We start from the raw sequence: 17,803 nt of genomic DNA, 5'->3' as shown, positions 1-17,803 counted from the left end.
TTTAGCCAAGCGCATTCAGGTATCGTATCGGCAAACCAAGCGCCGTCAGAGATACCCAAAAGTGACAAAAACAGCGTATGCTTAACCCTGTATCAGTATCAAAGGTAGTCGTTGCATCACTGCGAATCGCAGCGTCACCCGGAGACCGGCCCTTGACGAGCTATTGCAAATCCACTCAACGTGGCATGACATTACTGGAAATGATGATCGCGCTGGCGATAGTCGCCATCGTGGCCATTTTCGTGATCCCCAGTGCGCAGACCATCATCACCCAGAATCGGATTGTGGCGGAAGTGAATGAAACCAGTGCGGTGATGCAGTTTGCCCGCAACCATGCCATTGATGAACAGGTCCAGACCGTATTCTGCCCGTCACAGGATTTCCAGCAGTGTGTCACCGACTGGAATCAGCCAAAGATGGTATTTGCCGACCTCGATGCCGACGGCGTCAGGGATGACAACGAAGAAATCCTCGCTGCCACCGGCCGTGTTTCCGACCAGAATGTTGTCACCGGTCCTGGCGCATTACTGCGCTTCTTACCGAACGGCTCCGCTGTGGCAGCCGGCACCGTTCTGTTTTGCCATGACAGTCTTGAGGCATCTTATGCCCGAGCTCTGTTCCTGACCCTGCAAGGTAGGGTCAGAAGCAGTCAGGACAGCAACAACGACGGGGTGTATGAAGACCTCGGTGGAACCGCTCTGACCTGTACTTAATACTGCTTATCGATGGCGTGCAGTTTTTTCTCAAACTGTTCAAGATGGTCAGCGTGCTGGTAGTCATAATGGTATTGGTTATGAAAACCGAACCGTAAACTGACTTTGGCATCTTCCAGAAAAACGGTATACCCATCCATATCAGTGTAGGCTTTCACACCATCCAGAAAGTAACCATTGTCCTGGGCCTCGCCGTGTTGGCGAATTTTCTCAAACACACCGAGAATGAAGCGACTATCGAGTTCGTTCTGCATACAACCTCCTTTGGCCATTCAGCCACTGACAGTGGTTCAGAAATTGTAGCGTAATCCAATCGTTGCAACATTGCTGGAAAAGTCATGCTCCCCCTGCACCCGCTGTACTTCGCCCCTGAGCATGGTTCGGGGGCCCAGGTAATAATCGAACCCAAGCCCGATGACACCAGCGATCAAGCCTTCATCGAACGTACAGGCGCGCACACCGGCATCCTGAGGTGGTTCAATGGGCTGACCGACTTCACACACACCGTCAATCGCTAGCGACTGGCCTTTGGCGTCAACATTCATCAGTCCCAGACGATAAAACAGCTCGCCGCTTTGGCTTCCGGCTTTGCCCAGCACCGACAAGTACAAACCCTGGGCTTGCAAGCCGGGCGAGAAATCATCACTGGCCGGATCGCCGGACGGGTCACTGTCGCTCAGCGACTGATAGCCCATTTCCACATACCACTGTGGCGCAAACTCATAGCCCAGAGCAAAGGTATAACCCGCATCATCGGCATCTGTGTCGAGCATCGATGTCTGTGCGTATCCCGGCGCAAATAAGCCGTACATGCGTTCCGTGGCGGATACCGACAGGCTGCTGACTGACAGCACTGTGGCCAAGGCTAAAAGGGACGTTTTCACTCGCATTCTCCGTGCTTATACTGTGCAGGAAAATATACGTTGAAGTGCTGCTGATTGCAGTAATTTTTTAAAAATTTATGTTGTCTATCAATAGGCTATGCAACCAAAACGAAGTTGCGTATGCTAGCTACCAGGTGCAACCTGAAGGGAGAAAATGGTGACAGTGAGACTGCTTGGCTGCCTCGTTATGCTGCTCAGTGCCTGCTCAAGCTCTTCCAAACGCAGCCTGGAAACCCAGGATGATTTGATCATGCTGCACGACAGCCCCGACACACCGGCGTTTATCTTCACCCTGCGCTGGTTTATTCCCTTGCAGGATTTTGCCGCCCGCCAGGGTAACGTGCCTTGGTACCGCTGGGATGCACTGCAAACAAACCTGTCCCTTCGGCATTCCATCGATAATCAAACTAAACTGCAACTTGAAGAGTATACAGTGTCGCAGCTGCGCGATGCCCTGCGTGACCAGGACGCCTGCCCGCATGGCTACGAAATAACCACTACACGCTGGTTTGAGCGCTCAATCGAATTACGCGGACGCTGCAACGCGCGTCCTCCCGAACAACCATAGGAGCCCTGAATGGAAACCATTAAAACCCGAGCTGCCGTCGCATGGGAAGCCGGTAAGCCCCTGTCCATCGAAACCGTCGACCTGATGCCTCCCCAACGGGGCGAAGTGTTGGTGCGTATTGTGGCGACCGGTGTTTGCCATACCGATGCGTACACCCTGTCCGGCGACGATCCGGAAGGGATCTTTCCGGCCATTCTCGGCCATGAAGGAGCCGGTGTCGTCGAAGCCGTAGGCGAAGGCGTCACCTCTGTGGCAGTGGGCGATCATGTGATCCCGCTGTACACTCCGGAATGTGGTCAGTGTAAATTCTGTTTATCCGGTAAAACCAACCTTTGCCAAGCCATTCGTGCCACCCAGGGCAAAGGCCTGATGCCAGATGGCACCACACGTTTTTCCAAAGACGGTCAGCCGATTTATCACTACATGGGCACGTCTACTTTTGCCGAACACACCGTTGTGCCGGAAATTGCCCTGGCCAAAATCCCCAAAGACGCCCCCCTGGAAAAGGTCTGCCTGCTCGGCTGTGGTGTCACTACCGGCATGGGCGCGGTAACCAACGCCGCCAACGTACAACCCGGCGATACCGTTGCGGTGTTTGGCCTTGGCGGAATCGGTCTGTCAGTTTTGATCGGCGCCAAAATGGCCAACGCCGGCCGTATCATTGCCATTGACATCAATGAAGACAAATTCGACATCGCCCGACAACTGGGCGCGACCGACACCGTTAACCCGAAAGACCATGACAAGCCCATTCAGGACGTGATTGTCGAAATGACCGATGGCGGTGTTGACTATTCCTTCGAGTGTATCGGCAACGTTAATGTGATGCGCTCGGCGCTGGAGTGCTGCCATAAAGGTTGGGGAGAGTCCGTGATCATCGGGGTTGCCGGAGCAGGACAGGAAATTTCAACCCGTCCGTTCCAACTGGTCACCGGTCGCGTGTGGCGGGGCACCGCGTTCGGCGGCGTCAAAGGCCGCAGCCAGTTGCCGGATTATGTGCAGGCCTACATGGACGGCGAGTTTGAACTCGACACCTTCATCACCCACACCATGGGCCTTGAGGATATCAATGACGCCTTTGATCTGATGCACGAAGGCAAGTCCATTCGCAGTGTGGTGCACTACTGATGGCGGCGCTGGAACAGGTCGGTGCCAACCGCTGCTTTGGCGGTTGGCAGAAGCGTTACCACCACCCGTCCAGTGTGCTCGGCTGTGACATGCATTTCAGCGTGTACTTTCCCCCTCAGGCTGAGGGCAGTTCGGCGTTGCCGGTGTTGTACTGGTTGAGCGGGCTGACCTGCACCGATGAGAACTTTGTCATCAAGGCAGGAGCACAGCGATTGGCTGCCGAGCTTGGCATGATCATCGTCGCGCCAGACACCAGCCCCCGAGGCGACGGGGTCCCCGATGCGCCGGACGGTGCCTATGATCTGGGCCTTGGCGCGGGCTTTTACGTCAACGCCACCCAAGCCCCGTGGGCACAGCACTATCGCATGTACGATTACATCGTCAACGAATTGCCGACCTTGCTGCAGGCGAACTTCAATGTGTCTTCCAAAGCCGCCATTGCCGGCCATTCGATGGGCGGCCATGGTGCGCTGGTGATTGCCCTGTCGAATGCGTCGCGGTTCAGTTCCGTGTCTGCCTTTGCGCCGATTGTGAATCCGATGGAATGCCCGTGGGGCCAGAAAGCGCTGGGTGCTTATCTCGGCGATGATAAAACCGCCTGGCAGGATTACGATGCCTGTCATCTGCTTCGCCAGCAAGGGGCGTTTTTATCCCTGCCGATCCGTGTTGATCAGGGCATGGCCGATGACTTCCTCGACAGTCAGCAGCTGACCCGTCCGCTGGAAGCAGTGTCGGTGGAACTGGATTACCCGGCCGAATTTCACTATCACCCGGACTATGATCACAGCTACTTTTTCATTGCCAGTAAGATTGATGATCATCTGCGCTTCCATGCCCATCATCTGGGCCTGACAGACGCACCTTAACGAAAACGGCACCGGACATCGCCGCAACGGCCATGTCCGGTGGTTTCGATCAGAAGAAGTATTCCAGACTCAGCTGCACGAAGTCATCGCGACGGATGCCGTACAGCGGGTCGGTGGCGGTATCGCCGGAAAACAACCACGCATCCAGACGCCATTTGACGTTGTCGCTGATGCGGCTCGACGCTTCGACAAAGCCGGTGTAGCTGTCGCTGTGATCAAGGTCCTGCACATAGCCAATCAGCACCGTGGTGCCATCAATGTCGTTAAACGCAATCCGGGTACCGACCATCAGATCGTTCTGCGAGGGCACCGGGGCCAACTCATCACGCTCGTCGTACTGGTACTCCATCAGGAAGCCCAGGTCATACACCGAATCAAACACCCCCACCTGGGTGTATTCAAAACCGCCCACCGCAGCCATATAGTCGCCGTCACGGGTGTTACGGTGGATCCCCTCGAACTTGAGCAACCAGGACCCCATCACTGCCAATACGTCCAGCCCGGTCTGCTGCATCTGGCCATAGTAAGGCCGCAATACCGGTTGGCCGTCGTTGTCCTGCAATACCAGTTCGGGTTCCCGGGCGGTGCCATCGAAGTACGACAGGCCCACGTCCCAGTCACCCAGGGTGTGCTGCCAGCGTACCGCCCAGTCAACGTGCTTCTCTTCGTCACTGGACTCGTACAGCGGATTATCGGTATCCACCGTCAGCGCCGGACGCAAACGGCCATCCATGCCGGCAAAGGTGCGCTCGCGGAAATACGGCAGGACAAAAAACGACGTGGTGCCCCAGTCACGGATCAACGACAGGTTGACCATCGGTTGACCCAGCTTGTCTTCCAAATCCACCGCTTCGACCGCATCGGTCTGGTTGATCACATCCACCAGGTGCAAAGACTCGGTTTGACCCCAGAACACTTTGCTGATCCCGGTACGCAATTCCCAGTCGTCGCCCACGTGCAGCCACAGCAACTCACGAATATCCACATGTGAGCGCTCACTATCACGCTGATCTATTCTTGCATACCCTTTAAACAGCAGGCTGTCGTACCCTTCGTTAAACTCGGTGTACAATTCCGGGGCGACAAACATGGACAGCTGCCCACGTTCCTGCCCGTCATACAGGGCATCCTGCAGAAAGTAGCGCTGTTCCAATCCGGCACTGCCGGTCACTTCCATCGTGGCGCCTGCCTGGCTCGCCAGCAGGCCCAGTCCCAATACGTAATATTTCACCAGCAATTCGTTCTCTTAGCGTGCCCGTTTGAGGCTGTTTTTATCAAAATCACTGTCACTCAGACCGGTTCTGAAGGTCATGTTGTGGGTGATCATCTCGGTGCTTTTTCCCGTCTGCTCATTGTACATCTCGGCGCGCTGCGGGCGCCAATATTTGTCCAGGTACTGACGGTAGTCATACATGGTCAGCACCTTGAGCAAATCGCCTTTACGGTCATAGTACTCGATTTTGAACGGGCGATAATGGGCCTGATCCACCCAGGCCACCATCTTGCTGTAACCTGAGTATTTATCGACCGGTACATGCTCGACCACAAACATGGTCTGGCCGTCGAGGGTTTCGTCGCGCAGGTACCGATAGCGGTATTTTTCCACTTCAAACGAGCTCATGTCCTCAAACGCAAACTCACTGCCCATGAAAGGGCCGGATTTGTTACGTGATGCAATACGCTTCACCCGCTTTAAAGCAGGCAGGTACATCCACTGATCATCCGGCTCAAGGGGATGGGAAAAATTCAGAAACGCGGTGCCTTTGACATCTCTTGGCTGATCAAAAATGGTCAGGCCCTTGTCACCGTCTTCCATCACTTCGAGGGATTTGACCCGCATCTTGCGCTCGGTTTCCTGGCCGTGGGCCGTGCGCAGGATCATGCTCATGTCAGCTTGGGTATCGCCCCATCCACGGTCGCGGGCTTTGCGCTCCTTGGCGATGGCAAGCCCTTTTTCTTCAGCGGTCTGGGCCTGAACGTTGGAAAATACCAGGCTCAGCAGCACCGGTAGCAATAGCGAACGTAATGTCAGTCGGTTAGGTTTCATGCAGGGATCCTTTTTGCTGTTCAGCACGGTCAAAACGCAATAAAAATGTGGGCAGGAAGATAAAATCAACGATCAACGCACACACCATGATCGTGGCGGTCAACATGCCCATGTCAGAGTTTAGTGCAAATGATGACAAAGACAGGACGCCAAAGCCAACGGTCAGTACCAGTGTGGTGATCCACAGCGCCCGACCCACGCTTCGAAACGCATAATGCACGGACTGGGCGGTGTCTTTGCCATCCCGTTTGGCATGGGCATATTTACTCAGAAAGTGCACCGTATCGTCGACGATGATACCCAGCGACATGCTCAGCACCACCGACAGGCCCATGTTGATTTGCCCGGACCACAGCGCCCACAGGCCGAAGCCCAGCGCTGCCGGCAGCAGATTGGGTAACAAACTGATAAGCCCGAGTCGCCACGAGCGCAGCGCCACCACCAGCAACAGGGAGATCAGTACCAGTGCCAGCAGGGTGCCCCGTAGCATACTGCGCATGTTGGTTTCGCCGATATGGGCAAACATCACGCTGGGACTGCCGCTGGTGACCCGCAGCCCCGGGGCATTGTCTGCCACCCAGTCCAGCGCCCGTTGCTCAAACGCGGTGAACTCCCGTGAGCCGAGGTTTTGCAACGTGACCATCACGCGGGTGGCGGATTTGTCCAGGTTGACCTGGTTGTTGATATCCAGGCCGTAGGGCAACGACATTTCATACAACAGCAGATACTGGGCCGCCAGCTCCTGCTCTTCGGGTAAGCGGTAGTACGCCGGATCGTCACCATGCATGTTCTTGTTCAGGCGCTTGAACACATCGGTGATCGACACCACGTGGTCCACTTCCGGCTGGCTTTGTAGCCAGTCACCAAAGGCCTCAACCCTGGCCAGTACGTCAGGGTGGTTAATGCCCGACTCTTCTCCGGTATAGAGGGCAAAGTCCATGGTCGACATGCCACTTAAGTGTTCAGACTGAAAATCGGTCGACTGGCGAAACGCGGTGCGGGCATCAAAATAATCGGTCGGAATGTCATTGACCTGGTTTTGCAGCGATGCCCAGACCGCCACGCCGACCACCAGCACAGACAGCGGCAAAATGCGTTTATGCCGGGCGATGACCCAATCGCCCAGGCGCTCTGTCCAATCGGCGTTGGCGTCTTGTTGGCGGGGACGGACCGTGATCGGCAATACGCGCAACATGGCCGGCAACAGGGACAGGGACAACGCACAGGCAATCATCACCCCGAGTGCAGTCAGATTGCCCAAATCCACCAATACCGGCACATCGGAAAAATTCAGGGTCAGAAAGCCGATGGCGGTGGTGGCACTGGTAATGAAGACAGGCATGCGATTAACCGCGATAGCCTGAGACAAGGCCTGCTGTTTACTGTTCCCCTCGCGCATGTAAAACAGCATTGATGCGATAAGGTGCACGCAGTCGGCCACCGCCAGGGTCATCACTAGGGTTGGCACATTGACCGTGGCGGTGGACATAAAGTAGCCCATCCAGCCGGCTAGCCCTAACGTTGACGCGATGGTGGTCACGATCACCAGCAGGGTCGCCAGAGTGGCCAGTATCGAACGCAGCAATATCCACAGGATCACAATGATGGCCAGGAACATGCCGGGCACCAGTGTCCTGGCATCGCCCTGCGCCTCCACATCGAAGGCATGGTTCATAAACACCACACCGGTCTGGTAGAAACGGTGGTCGGGGTATTTTTCCTGAAAGGTTTTACTCAGTGCCAGTACATGGTTGGACACCTCGTTGACCGCCGCACCGAGTTTGTGAATGTTTTCACCATCCGGCATGTTGACCGTGATGGCAATCATGGCCACGTTGCCCTCGTCAGACACCAGCCGATTGACCAGACTGGGTTCGCTCAGCGCCACCCGCCTGACCTCACGAATGGCGTCATCATCAAGCATGTCCGGTCGGTAGACCAGATCTTCAACCACCAGATCATCCTCCTCGGCATAGGTGTGCTGGTAGTTGGTAATGGCATCGACACGGCTGGAATAAGGGGTCTGCCAGGCCGCCTCGGTCATTTCATGCACAAGGGTCAGGGTACGCTGGGTAAACACGTTGTCCGTGGGCGGGGCGATGATGATGTTGGCAGTGTCATTTTTACTGAACTGGGCCTGCATGTTCTCGTAGGCCAGTCGCTGGGGGTTGTCATCCTCGAAATAGACTTTGTAGTCACCCCGAAAATACAGCTGCTGCGCCCCTGCCGCGGCGCCGGCGATGATCAGCAACCATATGATGATGGTCCGCCACGGTGCGCGAAGACTGTGTTCACTCCACGATTGTTGCATGTCGATTCCCTGCTCTGTGTTGTTGTGCTGGCCTTTGCCGTGCGGCAAAACCGCAATTCCCGCCTTGAGGGTAGCCTAAAAGGTATGCATTACACTACATGAGAATATTTTTTCATACCCTGAAAAAACTTACTATCTCTTTGTTATTAAAGAAAAACAGTCACTTCTTGACGCACTTTTAACCAACACTTTTTTAACATTTTTGTTTAATTTTTTGATCTCTGGCGAAATTTGAGTAGTATATCAATCACAACTGGTCAGATGAGCGGATGAGTTAATTATGAGCATTAGAACGAGTCTTAAAAAAGTTCTGCCCCCTATTTCTGTAACCGAGCAAGAAGCGCTCGATGCGGGTGACGTGTGGATTGAATCATCCATTTACCGTGGCGTGCCCGATATGGACGCCCTGCGCAACGTACCCAAGGCAACCCTGTCTGCTGAAGAGCAGGCGTTCCTGGATGGTCCTGTGCAGCAGGTTCTGGAAATGGTGGATGATTTTGAGCTGCAAAACAGCAACCACATTCCGGATAACATCCTGAATTTCCTGAAGGAAAACAAATTCTTCGCCATGATCATTCCGAAGAAATTCGGTGGTCTGGAATTCACCCCGTACGCCAACTCCACCATCGTTGCCACCCTGGCGGCGAAAAGTGGCGCGCTGGCAGTGACCGTGATGGTGCCTAACTCGTTAGGCCCGGGCGAGCTGCTGATGCACTACGGTACGGAAGAGCAACAAAATTACTGGCTGCCACGCCTGTCTGTGGGCCAGGATATTCCCTGTTTTGCCCTGACCTCTCCTGAAGCCGGTTCTGACGCCGGTGGTATCCCGGATGCCGCTATCGTCACCAAAGGCATGTGGGAAGGCAAAGAAGTACTCGGCCTGAAAGTCAGCTGGGACAAGCGTTACATTACCCTGGCGCCGATCGCCACCGTATTGGGTCTGGCGTTCAAAGTGTATGACACCGACGGCCTGTTGGGTGACACCGTTGAGCTGGGCATTACCTGTGCCCTGCTGCCGAAGTCACATCCGGGCGTTGAGCTGGGTAACCGTCATGACCCCATGGGCGTCCGTTTCTACAACGGTACCACCCGTGGTAAAGACGTGTTCATCCCAATGGACTTCATCATTGGTGGTCAGAAGAACATCGGTCGCGGCTGGCAGATGCTGGTTGCCTGTCTGGGTGCCGGGCGCGGAATCTCGCTGCCGGCCATGGGCACGGCGTCTGCACACAGTGCACTGAAGTCGACTGCCGAATATTCCTTTATCCGTGAGCAGTTTGGTCTGCCAATCGGTCGCTTTGAGGGTATCCAGGAGCAACTGGCTGACATCGCCGGTAAAACCTTCATCCTTGAAGCCATGCGTGTACTGACCACTGAAGGTCTGGGCATGGGTCTGAAGCCAGGTGTTATTACCGCCATGGCCAAGTACCACATGACCGAACTGGGCCGTGATGTGATCAATGCCGCCATGGACGTACAGGCTGGTAAAGCCATCCAACGTGGTCCTCAGAACACCCTGGCCGGTGGCTATGCGGCACTGCCCATCGCCATCACCGTGGAAGGTGCAAACATCCTGACCCGCAGCCTGATGATCTTTGGCCAGGGCGCGATGCGCTGTCACCCATACCTGAAAGACATGGTTGACCTGATCCACAGCGAAGACGCCGGTGCTGATAGCAAGTTTAACAGCGTGCTGCGTAAAACCGTTGGTTTCAGTGTGAAGAATGCCCTGCGCAGCTTCACCCAGAGCTACCTGCCGTTTGTGCGCGGAGCCAAGTCAGCATTGCCGGAAGTGAAGCCTTACGAGAAGCGTGTTAACGCCCTGTCAGCCAAGCTGGCACCGTTGGCCGACTTGTCACTGCTGGTATTGGGCGGCGATCTGAAGAAAGCAGAAATGCTGTCGGCCCGTCTGGGTGACGTGATGAGCTACCTGTACGCAGCGATGGCGGTGATTCGTTTCTACGAGCAACGCATCGAAAACCGTCAGGAAGCCCGCGCGTACTTCGAGTATGCCATTCAGTGGACCCTGCAAAAGGCGGAACAAGCGATGAACGAGTTCATCGCTAACTTCCCGAACACTCCAGTGCGTGGCCTGATGCGTCTGTTGACCAACACCTACACCACGGCCAGCGCCAGCATCAGTGATGATCTGAAGCGCGAACTGTCTGAAGCCGCGATGCAGGATAACGCCACCAAGGCGCAATTGACCCACCTGGTGCGTGCAATCCCCGGTGACGGTAATGACATCAACGAGCAGGCATTCAAAGCCAAGCATGCTGCATTGCCACTGCTGAAGAAAATTCAGAAGGCCTTGCGTGCTAACCCGGTGGTACCACAAGTGTCGTTTGAGCACGTGGTTGACACCCTGCTGGCCCAGGGTCACCTGAGCGCCGAAGAAGCAGCGCTGGCTCACGATTACAACGACAAGCGCAAGCGTGCGGTTCGTGTTGACGAATACACCTTCGACCTGGAGTTGTTGTCAGAAGATCAGAGCACCAACAGCGTTGAGCAGCAAAGCGCCGCATAACGCCGTAACACCTAACGCAAAAGCCGGGCTATGCCCGGCTTTTTTGTCTGTGGTAGGCTGTTGCCATCGCCAACTGAACCGACGCTTTCACCTGTGCCCCGTTCCCAGATAACCCTGATCCTTCGCTACGGACTCGCCCTGTCGCTGGCCTTGTTGCTGGTGTTGGCGATTGAGTTGTCCTGGTGGCATCGGGCCATGGCCACCCCAGACTATCTGTGGCTGATGGGGGTGGGCGGTTTAATCGCGGGAGTCTACGCCGGCTGGCAATGGCGCAAACAGCGCGTCGCGACACCGCAACTGCCTGCCCTGACCCACCGGGAGCGCCAGTTACTGGAGGACTTAAGCCAAGGCCTGACCAACCAGCAATTGGCAGACAAGCACTGCATTTCGGTCAACACGGTCAAGTCACACCTGAAAACCCTGTACAAGAAACTGTCGGTGGGCAAACGCCATGAAGCGGTGGCAGTGTGGCAACGCCACAATCACCCCTGAGCGCCCGATTACCGCTGGGAGATCACTGTGGCCGCAGGGCGTCAATGAATCGCGCATCTACCCAGAACAAGTCTGACTGGGCCTCGCCATCACCGGATGCCGGTTTGACCATGCGGTTGAAAAACAGGTACTTGCCATCCGGCGTGATCATCGGCCCGCCTTCCTCGGCGGCTGTGTTTACCCGTTCCCCCAGATTGATTGCCTCGCCCCAGGCGCCGTCGGCCTGACGGAAACTGATGTACAAATCTGAGCTGCCGAAGCCGCTGTCCCGCTCTCCGTCCCACATGATGTACGACTCATCCGGGGCGATGTACGGGTGTGCATTCCAGGTGCCAGTGTTGATGGCTTTGCCGAACGGTTTTGGATCGTGGCGCTTGCCGTCCACCCAGCGGGAATAGCGCAGTAAACCATTGCCATTGGTGCCTATCTCATCAAACACATAGGTGCCTTGCGCCGAGACCGTCAGGCTCATGATGCGAAACCCCTCAAACGCGCTGCCGATGCTTTGCATCTCAGACCAGCCGTCCTCGGTACGACGCTGATACTGATTGGCAAAATGGCGGGTCTGGCCGTCAGGGGCAACGAACGGAATGCGCGGCCGACCAGGGACCTCGATGCGCTGCCACCCCTCGGGTGTTTGGGTAAAGGTCAGGGCCTGTTTTTGCCGTTCGCCGTCTTTGCTGCGCCAGCGCTGCACGTAAAACGCCTTCATGTCGGGCGAAAAGCGCCCGGCATCACCCCAGTCGGGGGTCGACACCACGCCCGGTGCGAACACTTCAGGCGTCAGTCCTGGGGGTGTCTGGCCCAGGTAAGGCCCGGCGGGGAGTTGGGGTTTTTCGTGGCTATGAGCACCCATAGGCAGAATTGCCCCGATCAATAATAGCGATGTGAGCACGGTTTTCATGATGTCCCTCTCGGATGGTTTAAACAGAATCAAAGCTGCCATCGACTATAAGGGTTCACGGCTGTCGCACCACCACCGTGCGACAGAGCTTGCAGATATCAGGACAGGTAACCGCTGTGGCTGTTATTCACAGTGGGCTGCGCAGATTCAGTTCTGTGCCGATAGCAATGCCCTGAGGCCGTTGTACCAGGCCAGAAAGGCTACCGTGCCGTGGGTCTCATGCTCAAAATAGTGTTGTTCGGCCGTTCCGGTTGCCTGCCGGATAATGGCCGTCGCAAAGGTCGTGCCCCACTGATAGTTGGTCAGCCCAATTTCTCCCAGGTGGGCATTGTTGGCAAAGGCAAAAAAGACATTGGCGTCCAGTGCCGGCCGCTCGCCTGCTCCGGCCAAGGTGCGGTTTAAGTAGTTGTTGTCCCACAGGGCGGTAGGGTCGATGATCAGGTAGTCATCAAAGGTGGTCGGCGCCTGCAACACGACATCGGCGGCAAACAGCCCACCAAAGGACTCGCCCACCAGCAGCCGACGATTAGAGGCGCGGTAATTGGCCTCAATGAACGGAAACAGCTCTTGTTGCAGAAATGTCAGAAACCGGCTCGCTTGGCCAGATTGGGCAAAGGTATCCAGCACACGGTCTTTGAATGTCCATTCTGGCACGGTTGAGGGGGTCAGATCCCTGGAGCGGTGGGTATTGGGGATCGCCACCACGATGGCCTGCTGAACCTGATTGCCCAGGGTATCGGTACTCAGGGACTCCAGAACGCCCACAAAGCCGGTAAAGCGGTGCACATCCCCATCGAGCAAGTAAATCACCGGAAAGGCCTTGTCCGTGCCTGAGTATGACGGCGGCAAGTACACCATCAGGGCCCTGTCTTCCTGCAGGAGCTCAGACGTAAGGGAGGTCGATGTGCCAATACTGACAACCTCAGACGCGCCCACACGGAACACGCACAACAACACAACAAGACTACAAACCACACTTTTCATCGACGCTTCCCTGACAGGTTTAATAGGCTACCTAAACAATCACTCGCGCCATCCTATGCGATTCCCACCATACTGGCAAAGCGTTGTGAAAAGTTACCGTCATTGCGACGAAGGCCGCAATCTCCATTGGGTTGATGACTCACCAAAACAGCGTTGATGCGAGTGAGTCAGTTAATGTGGGAGGTCCCGGCCTTCGCCGGGATGACGATTCTTCGTAGCTATATATGAGCGCTTAGAGCGAGTAGTGGACGTTGGTTGGTTCATCTCTGGCAGACCGCTTCTTAAGCAAAGAGCAGACATTCAATTACGCCGTTTTGGACTCTGCTATTCTTCTTCTCATTTTCCACAAAATCTCGACGGCAACACGAGAGTAGCAATGCATGCTAACCCATTGCTACTATTGGGTTAATCAATGGAAAACTGTGGACTTTGAAGTGGCTCTGAAACGGGCATACTGCGAATTCGCAGTAATACGCTGTTAGCTGCCATCTGAATAATGAACATACCATTTATTGACGAATACAATTGGAATGAACTGCAGCAGGCTTATGGTACTGCTGAACATGCGCCATCTTGGATTTCTGATTTGACTAGTCCAGATGAAGATATTAGGGACGAGGCTATAAATGAATTCCTTCATAGTCAGGCGTGTCATCAATACACTACTTACTCGTGTACACCTCCAACTGTAAGGTGCGTTATCTATATTCTGACCAACTATACATTTGAAGATGAAGATGCCTTGTTCAATATTTTAAGCTTCATTTATGCGTGCACTTACAACGCCAAGACGATGGAGTCATTGCGGTCAGAAATTTTGAAAGGGCGCACTTGCTATCTGGCGTTCTGTAACCATAAAAATGAAAGAGTAAAAAGCGAAGCTCAAAAGCTAATTGAATATTGCTCAGAGTTTGGTGTAAATGGCAGCTAACAAGCCGCTCAAGTTAGCCAGCTTCGCTGGTGGGACAAATTTTCGCGGGCTGACGCTTCGCGCAAGTGTGCTCCAGTCAATTTGCCCATTAGCGGTGCGTTATGTTGCTTCTGAGAGCTATCGATGAGTACGGAAGAATATATAAATAAAATTCGAAACGAGTCTATTGAAAGCCTCTGTGAAGAATATGCAAATATGTTTGAAAGTTGCGATTTGGAGGACTTTTCTGACTCAGGAATGAAAGGATTGGCATCTTATTGGAAAAACTCCTCTGAGGTTGAGAAGAAACTTCTCAAAGAATTTATTCGGCTAGGAGCTCAAAATTCAACAGCATCAGTCCTCGCTTCTATTGATAGCGAATTTGATGAATCTATTTTAAGCTCTGGCGATTTACTTGATGAATTTTGGAATCAAGAGGAAGATGCTGGAAACGTTTATAAATCAACATAACAAGCTGTTTAAATAGACTTTTTTTAGTTTGCCGGTTTCGCTGCGCTTCACATTTTGGCAAACAGGTAAAAAGCCCATTAACAGGGCGTTAGCAGTCTGCTATTCACCCAAAGCCCCCATTCACTTTTGAGCTAATCACAGTCCACTACTGGCACAAACCTCCCCTTCAAAACAAACAAAAAAATCCCCCGTACAGGCGCGGGGGATACGTAAATGGGTGAGGAAGCGCAGGATGGGGGGCCTGGCGTTAGTCGCCAGATGGCGGTGCCCCCGCCCCTTTACCCTTTCACTGACCGCAGATATTGCTGATCTTGTGAAGCTCGGCTTCCGCACCACCGAACGCAAAACTGTTGCTGTCGCTGACGAAGTAGTACACCGCGCCGTTGGGGAACATCACAATGCCGATGCCGCCGTAGCCGGACATGTAGCTGACCCAGGAACCGGTCGGGCACAGTGGCGTGCTGCGTTGCCCCATGTCGTAGGTCCACACACCGTTGAGGTAGGTGGACTCGGCGCCGTAGGTTTCAAGGCCCAGATCACCGCCTTTGAGCAACATGTCGTCCATGATCGCAGCGCTCATCACCTGCTGACCGTTGATCACACCGCGATCGTTGATCACCTGACCCAGCTTGATCATGTCGTCTTTGTGCCAGGTCATACCGTGACTCCAGAACGGGTCCGCCACCGCATCGTCGGTTCTGACACTGGTGTAAGTCACCGGGCTCAGGTTCAGCGGCTTGTACACCTCATCCACCAGCTTGTCGAACAGGTCACCGGCGGTGTAGAAATTGTCCATCGCCACACCGGCAATGTAGGTATCCGAGGAGTGATAGGAGAAGTGGGTATCCGGCGCTGACTTACGAATATAGCGCTCACAGGCGTGCTGGATTTTCTGGTCGTGGGTGTAGACCAGAAAGAAGTTGTTCAGCACGTTGCTGCTGCCTTCATCCCCTTCATAGGATGACAAACGGTAGTTGCCGGTCGCCATATCGAGGGCATTTTCCACCGTCACATCACTCCAGATTGAGTCGGTGCCGTTAATGCCGTCCTGACATTCGGCCACGTTCTGGGACACGCTCATGTAGCGGGCGGTGTCACCGTATTGCTGGGTGAGCAGCGCATGGGCGAAGTTGGCGGTGGCCGTTTTGGCGGTCGAATAAGACGGCAGGCTCATGACCTCACAATAGGGGTAGTCGCCAAACCGGGTGCTGCAGGGCGCCGCGTAGTGCACGCCGTTGTACAACACCCCGTGGGTGGTCGCGCCGGCGGATTGTTCGGCTGCAAAGTTAGCCGCCACCACGCCGGGGAAATCCACGGCAATGTCTGTCAGCGGCTTGGTGGGGTAACGATTGGCCACTTCCGCCTGGTAAGCTGTGATGATGCCGTTGGCGTCGGTGACCGCGCCCTGCACGTACTGGGCATCCACCATGCCCCACAGGTTGTATTGGAAATACAGGCAGGTTTCTGCACCGACCTGCACCGCCACGTTGGTCACCGAGCCGTCGTCTTTAAAGGCGAAGGTCATCATCCCGTTGTGGGTACAGTTGGCCTGTTTCTCCTGCAATGCAAAGGGAATGGCCACCCGGCTGTAGCCCTGATCATTGTTCTCGTTCCACACCCGGCCCGGCTCCAGAATGTAATTCCAGTCGCCGTGGGCGGTGACGATCAGCCCGCGGGTTTTGGGAATGATGTGAGAACCCGACTGCACAAATTCAAAATCAAACGCCGGCAGTGTACCTGGTGCCACATAGTTACCGGCCTGGGCGCGCCCGGACGTGGTTTCGTCAAAGTTAAGCGGTGTGGCGTTGCCGCCGTTGAGCACCAGTCGGCCCTCAAACACATTGCTCGGCTGCGCCGCGTTTGACGCATCGGCATTGATTTCCGGCTGACCGTGGCTGAACGCCCCATAGTCGGTCAGGTTCAGGCTGGTGCCATTGAGCTGGGCCAGGGTCAGCGCGGTGCGGGCCACATTGCCGGCGCCGGTAAACACATGCAGATCAACGCTCGGTGGTGGCGTGCTGTTGTCGGTGCCGCTGCCGGACAGCGCCGCCGACCTGTTCTGATCACTGTTGGCCACCGTCATACTGGCGTTGTCGCTGCCCACCGCGGTGGGTGCATACACCACATCAAAGGTACAGGCCTGGCCCGCAAGCACAGTGGTATTTGAACAACCATCGTTGGCCAGACTGAAGGGCGCCGATACGCCTGAAATCGTTGTTACGGTCAAATCGGCGTTACCGGTGTTGGCCAGAGAAAAGCTGCTGCTCGCACTTGAACCCACCAGTACGCTGCCAAACGCGCCGCTACCGGACAATTCGGCCACCGGCTGAGGGATCCCCGCGCCAACAATCTGGATACCATCGGCATAGCAATAATCCGCCGATGTACCGGTCTGCACATAGCGGATGTGGGTGACGCCGCCGTTGGTGGTCGTGGTGGCGGTGCTGAACGCGCCGTTATCCTGCACGCTGTTGAGGGTGATCAGTGCACCACCCCAGTTCTGGCCGTCTTCTGAGACGTACACTTCGCAGAAATCGTTCGACTCCAGGCTGGTGGCGGCCAGGGCGACGGTCACATCCCCATCGGCGGCAAAGGCACGCTCGGCGGTGGCGCCGCCTTTGAGGCGCATGGAATAGTTGCCAAGGGTTTTGATGGTGTTGATTTCGACCTGACCGGAGGTCGTCCAGCCGTCGAGGTTGGCATCTTCAAAGTCCTCGGTGATATCGGCCAGCGCCGTTGAAGATGTCAGCAAGAGGCTGATGCCAAGTGCATGTCGTAGGGCAATTTTCATAGTTATCTCTCTGTTATTGTAAGACGGTTACTACCTCCCTGTGGTGCGGTGACGTTCTTATCGAGTGCCTTCGTTTGCCAAGATTGGTTAAAAAACTAGCAAAGCCCGCTGCCTGCCAATAGAGCCAGTTACTGACCTTGTATGGGGCCAGATAACGGTGAATTTCCCTTGCAATCCCCCGACCGACCGCCATAGATTAAAGGGGTA

General features: G+C 55.1%; 16 protein-coding genes. 8 read left to right on the top strand and 8 right to left on the bottom strand.

The window, feature by feature from the left end; all coding sequences use genetic code 11:
- Positions 1-152 precede the first annotated feature (152 nt).
- Positions 153-713: a GspH/FimT family pseudopilin gene (locus LJ739_RS00355; RefSeq protein WP_229156610.1), complete on the top strand. Its 561-nt coding sequence runs from the start codon at positions 153-155 to the stop codon at positions 711-713.
- Here LJ739_RS00355 and LJ739_RS00350 read toward each other — a convergent pair.
- The gene (locus LJ739_RS00350) at positions 710-967 is read right to left on the bottom strand and encodes a DUF3081 domain-containing protein (RefSeq protein ID WP_229156609.1); all 258 of its coding nucleotides are present in this window, start codon (positions 965-967) and stop codon (positions 710-712) included. The two genes, LJ739_RS00355 and LJ739_RS00350, sit on opposite strands and share 4 nt — an antisense overlap.
- Positions 968-1,003: 36 nt before the next feature.
- Positions 1,004-1,597: an outer membrane beta-barrel protein gene (locus LJ739_RS00345; protein WP_229156608.1), complete on the bottom strand. Its 594-nt coding sequence runs from the start codon at positions 1,595-1,597 to the stop codon at positions 1,004-1,006.
- 157 nt (positions 1,598-1,754) lie between these two features.
- Between LJ739_RS00345 and LJ739_RS00340 the strand changes: the two genes are divergently transcribed.
- From LJ739_RS00340 to fghA, 3 genes are read left to right on the top strand one after another with little or no spacing between them, the layout of a single operon-like run.
- Entirely contained in the window at positions 1,755-2,165 is a 411-nt protein-coding gene (locus LJ739_RS00340) for a hypothetical protein (RefSeq protein WP_229156607.1), read from the top strand.
- A gap of 9 nt (positions 2,166-2,174) precedes the next feature.
- Positions 2,175-3,293, top strand: coding sequence for an S-(hydroxymethyl)glutathione dehydrogenase/class III alcohol dehydrogenase (locus LJ739_RS00335; protein WP_267494110.1), 1,119 nt, complete (start codon positions 2,175-2,177; stop codon positions 3,291-3,293).
- On the top strand, positions 3,293-4,159 hold the full coding sequence (gene fghA / locus LJ739_RS00330) for an S-formylglutathione hydrolase (RefSeq protein ID WP_324254889.1): 867 nt from the start codon (positions 3,293-3,295) through the stop codon (positions 4,157-4,159). The genes LJ739_RS00335 and fghA overlap by 1 nt, the downstream gene beginning before the upstream one ends.
- A gap of 49 nt (positions 4,160-4,208) precedes the next feature.
- Here fghA and LJ739_RS00325 read toward each other — a convergent pair whose 3' ends face one another.
- Genes LJ739_RS00325 through LJ739_RS00315 form a run of 3 tightly spaced genes read right to left on the bottom strand, consistent with a single transcriptional unit; the run spans position 4,209 to position 8,517 of the window.
- Positions 4,209-5,390, bottom strand: a complete 1,182-nt coding sequence (locus LJ739_RS00325; RefSeq protein WP_324254888.1) for a hypothetical protein — start codon at positions 5,388-5,390, stop codon at positions 4,209-4,211.
- 15 nt (positions 5,391-5,405) lie between these two features.
- Positions 5,406-6,206, bottom strand: a complete 801-nt coding sequence (locus tag LJ739_RS00320) for an outer membrane lipoprotein-sorting protein (RefSeq protein ID WP_229156606.1) — start codon at positions 6,204-6,206, stop codon at positions 5,406-5,408.
- On the bottom strand, positions 6,196-8,517 hold the full coding sequence (locus tag LJ739_RS00315; protein WP_229156605.1) for an efflux RND transporter permease subunit: 2,322 nt from the start codon (positions 8,515-8,517) through the stop codon (positions 6,196-6,198). The genes LJ739_RS00320 and LJ739_RS00315 overlap by 11 nt, the downstream gene beginning before the upstream one ends.
- 280 nt (positions 8,518-8,797) lie before the next feature.
- Between LJ739_RS00315 and LJ739_RS00310 the strand changes: the two genes are divergently transcribed.
- The gene (locus LJ739_RS00310) at positions 8,798-11,044 is read left to right on the top strand and encodes an acyl-CoA dehydrogenase (RefSeq protein ID WP_229156604.1); all 2,247 of its coding nucleotides are present in this window, start codon (positions 8,798-8,800) and stop codon (positions 11,042-11,044) included.
- Positions 11,045-11,104: 60 nt separating this feature from the next.
- Complete coding sequence (locus tag LJ739_RS00305) at positions 11,105-11,536, top strand: response regulator transcription factor (RefSeq protein WP_229156603.1); 432 nt, start codon at positions 11,105-11,107, stop codon at positions 11,534-11,536.
- 22 nt (positions 11,537-11,558) lie between these two features.
- Here LJ739_RS00305 and LJ739_RS00300 read toward each other — a convergent pair whose 3' ends face one another.
- Entirely contained in the window at positions 11,559-12,440 is an 882-nt protein-coding gene (locus LJ739_RS00300) for a TolB-like translocation protein (protein WP_229156602.1), read from the bottom strand.
- A 147-nt stretch (positions 12,441-12,587) separates the two neighbouring features.
- Positions 12,588-13,424, bottom strand: coding sequence for an alpha/beta hydrolase (locus tag LJ739_RS00295; protein WP_229156601.1), 837 nt, complete (start codon positions 13,422-13,424; stop codon positions 12,588-12,590).
- A gap of 496 nt (positions 13,425-13,920) precedes the next feature.
- On the opposite strand from LJ739_RS00295, the gene LJ739_RS00290 reads away from it, so the two are divergent.
- Positions 13,921-14,355 (top strand): hypothetical protein, encoded by a 435-nt coding sequence (locus LJ739_RS00290; protein WP_229156600.1) that lies wholly within the window; start codon positions 13,921-13,923, stop codon positions 14,353-14,355.
- A gap of 123 nt (positions 14,356-14,478) precedes the next feature.
- On the top strand, positions 14,479-14,805 hold the full coding sequence (locus tag LJ739_RS00285) for a hypothetical protein (RefSeq protein ID WP_229156599.1): 327 nt from the start codon (positions 14,479-14,481) through the stop codon (positions 14,803-14,805).
- Between the two features lie 286 nt (positions 14,806-15,091).
- Here the strand turns inward: LJ739_RS00285 and LJ739_RS00280 are convergent, their stop codons facing one another.
- Positions 15,092-17,596 (bottom strand): choice-of-anchor D domain-containing protein, encoded by a 2,505-nt coding sequence (locus LJ739_RS00280; protein ID WP_229156598.1) that lies wholly within the window; start codon positions 17,594-17,596, stop codon positions 15,092-15,094.
- Positions 17,597-17,803 lie beyond the last annotated feature (207 nt).

Source organism: Fluctibacter halophilus, from assembly GCF_020687825.1.
Classification (GTDB): domain Bacteria; phylum Pseudomonadota; class Gammaproteobacteria; order Enterobacterales; family Alteromonadaceae; genus Fluctibacter; species Fluctibacter halophilus.
The sequence above is the reverse complement of the archived record's forward strand: the minus strand, read 5'-3'. Positions and strand labels throughout refer to the sequence as shown.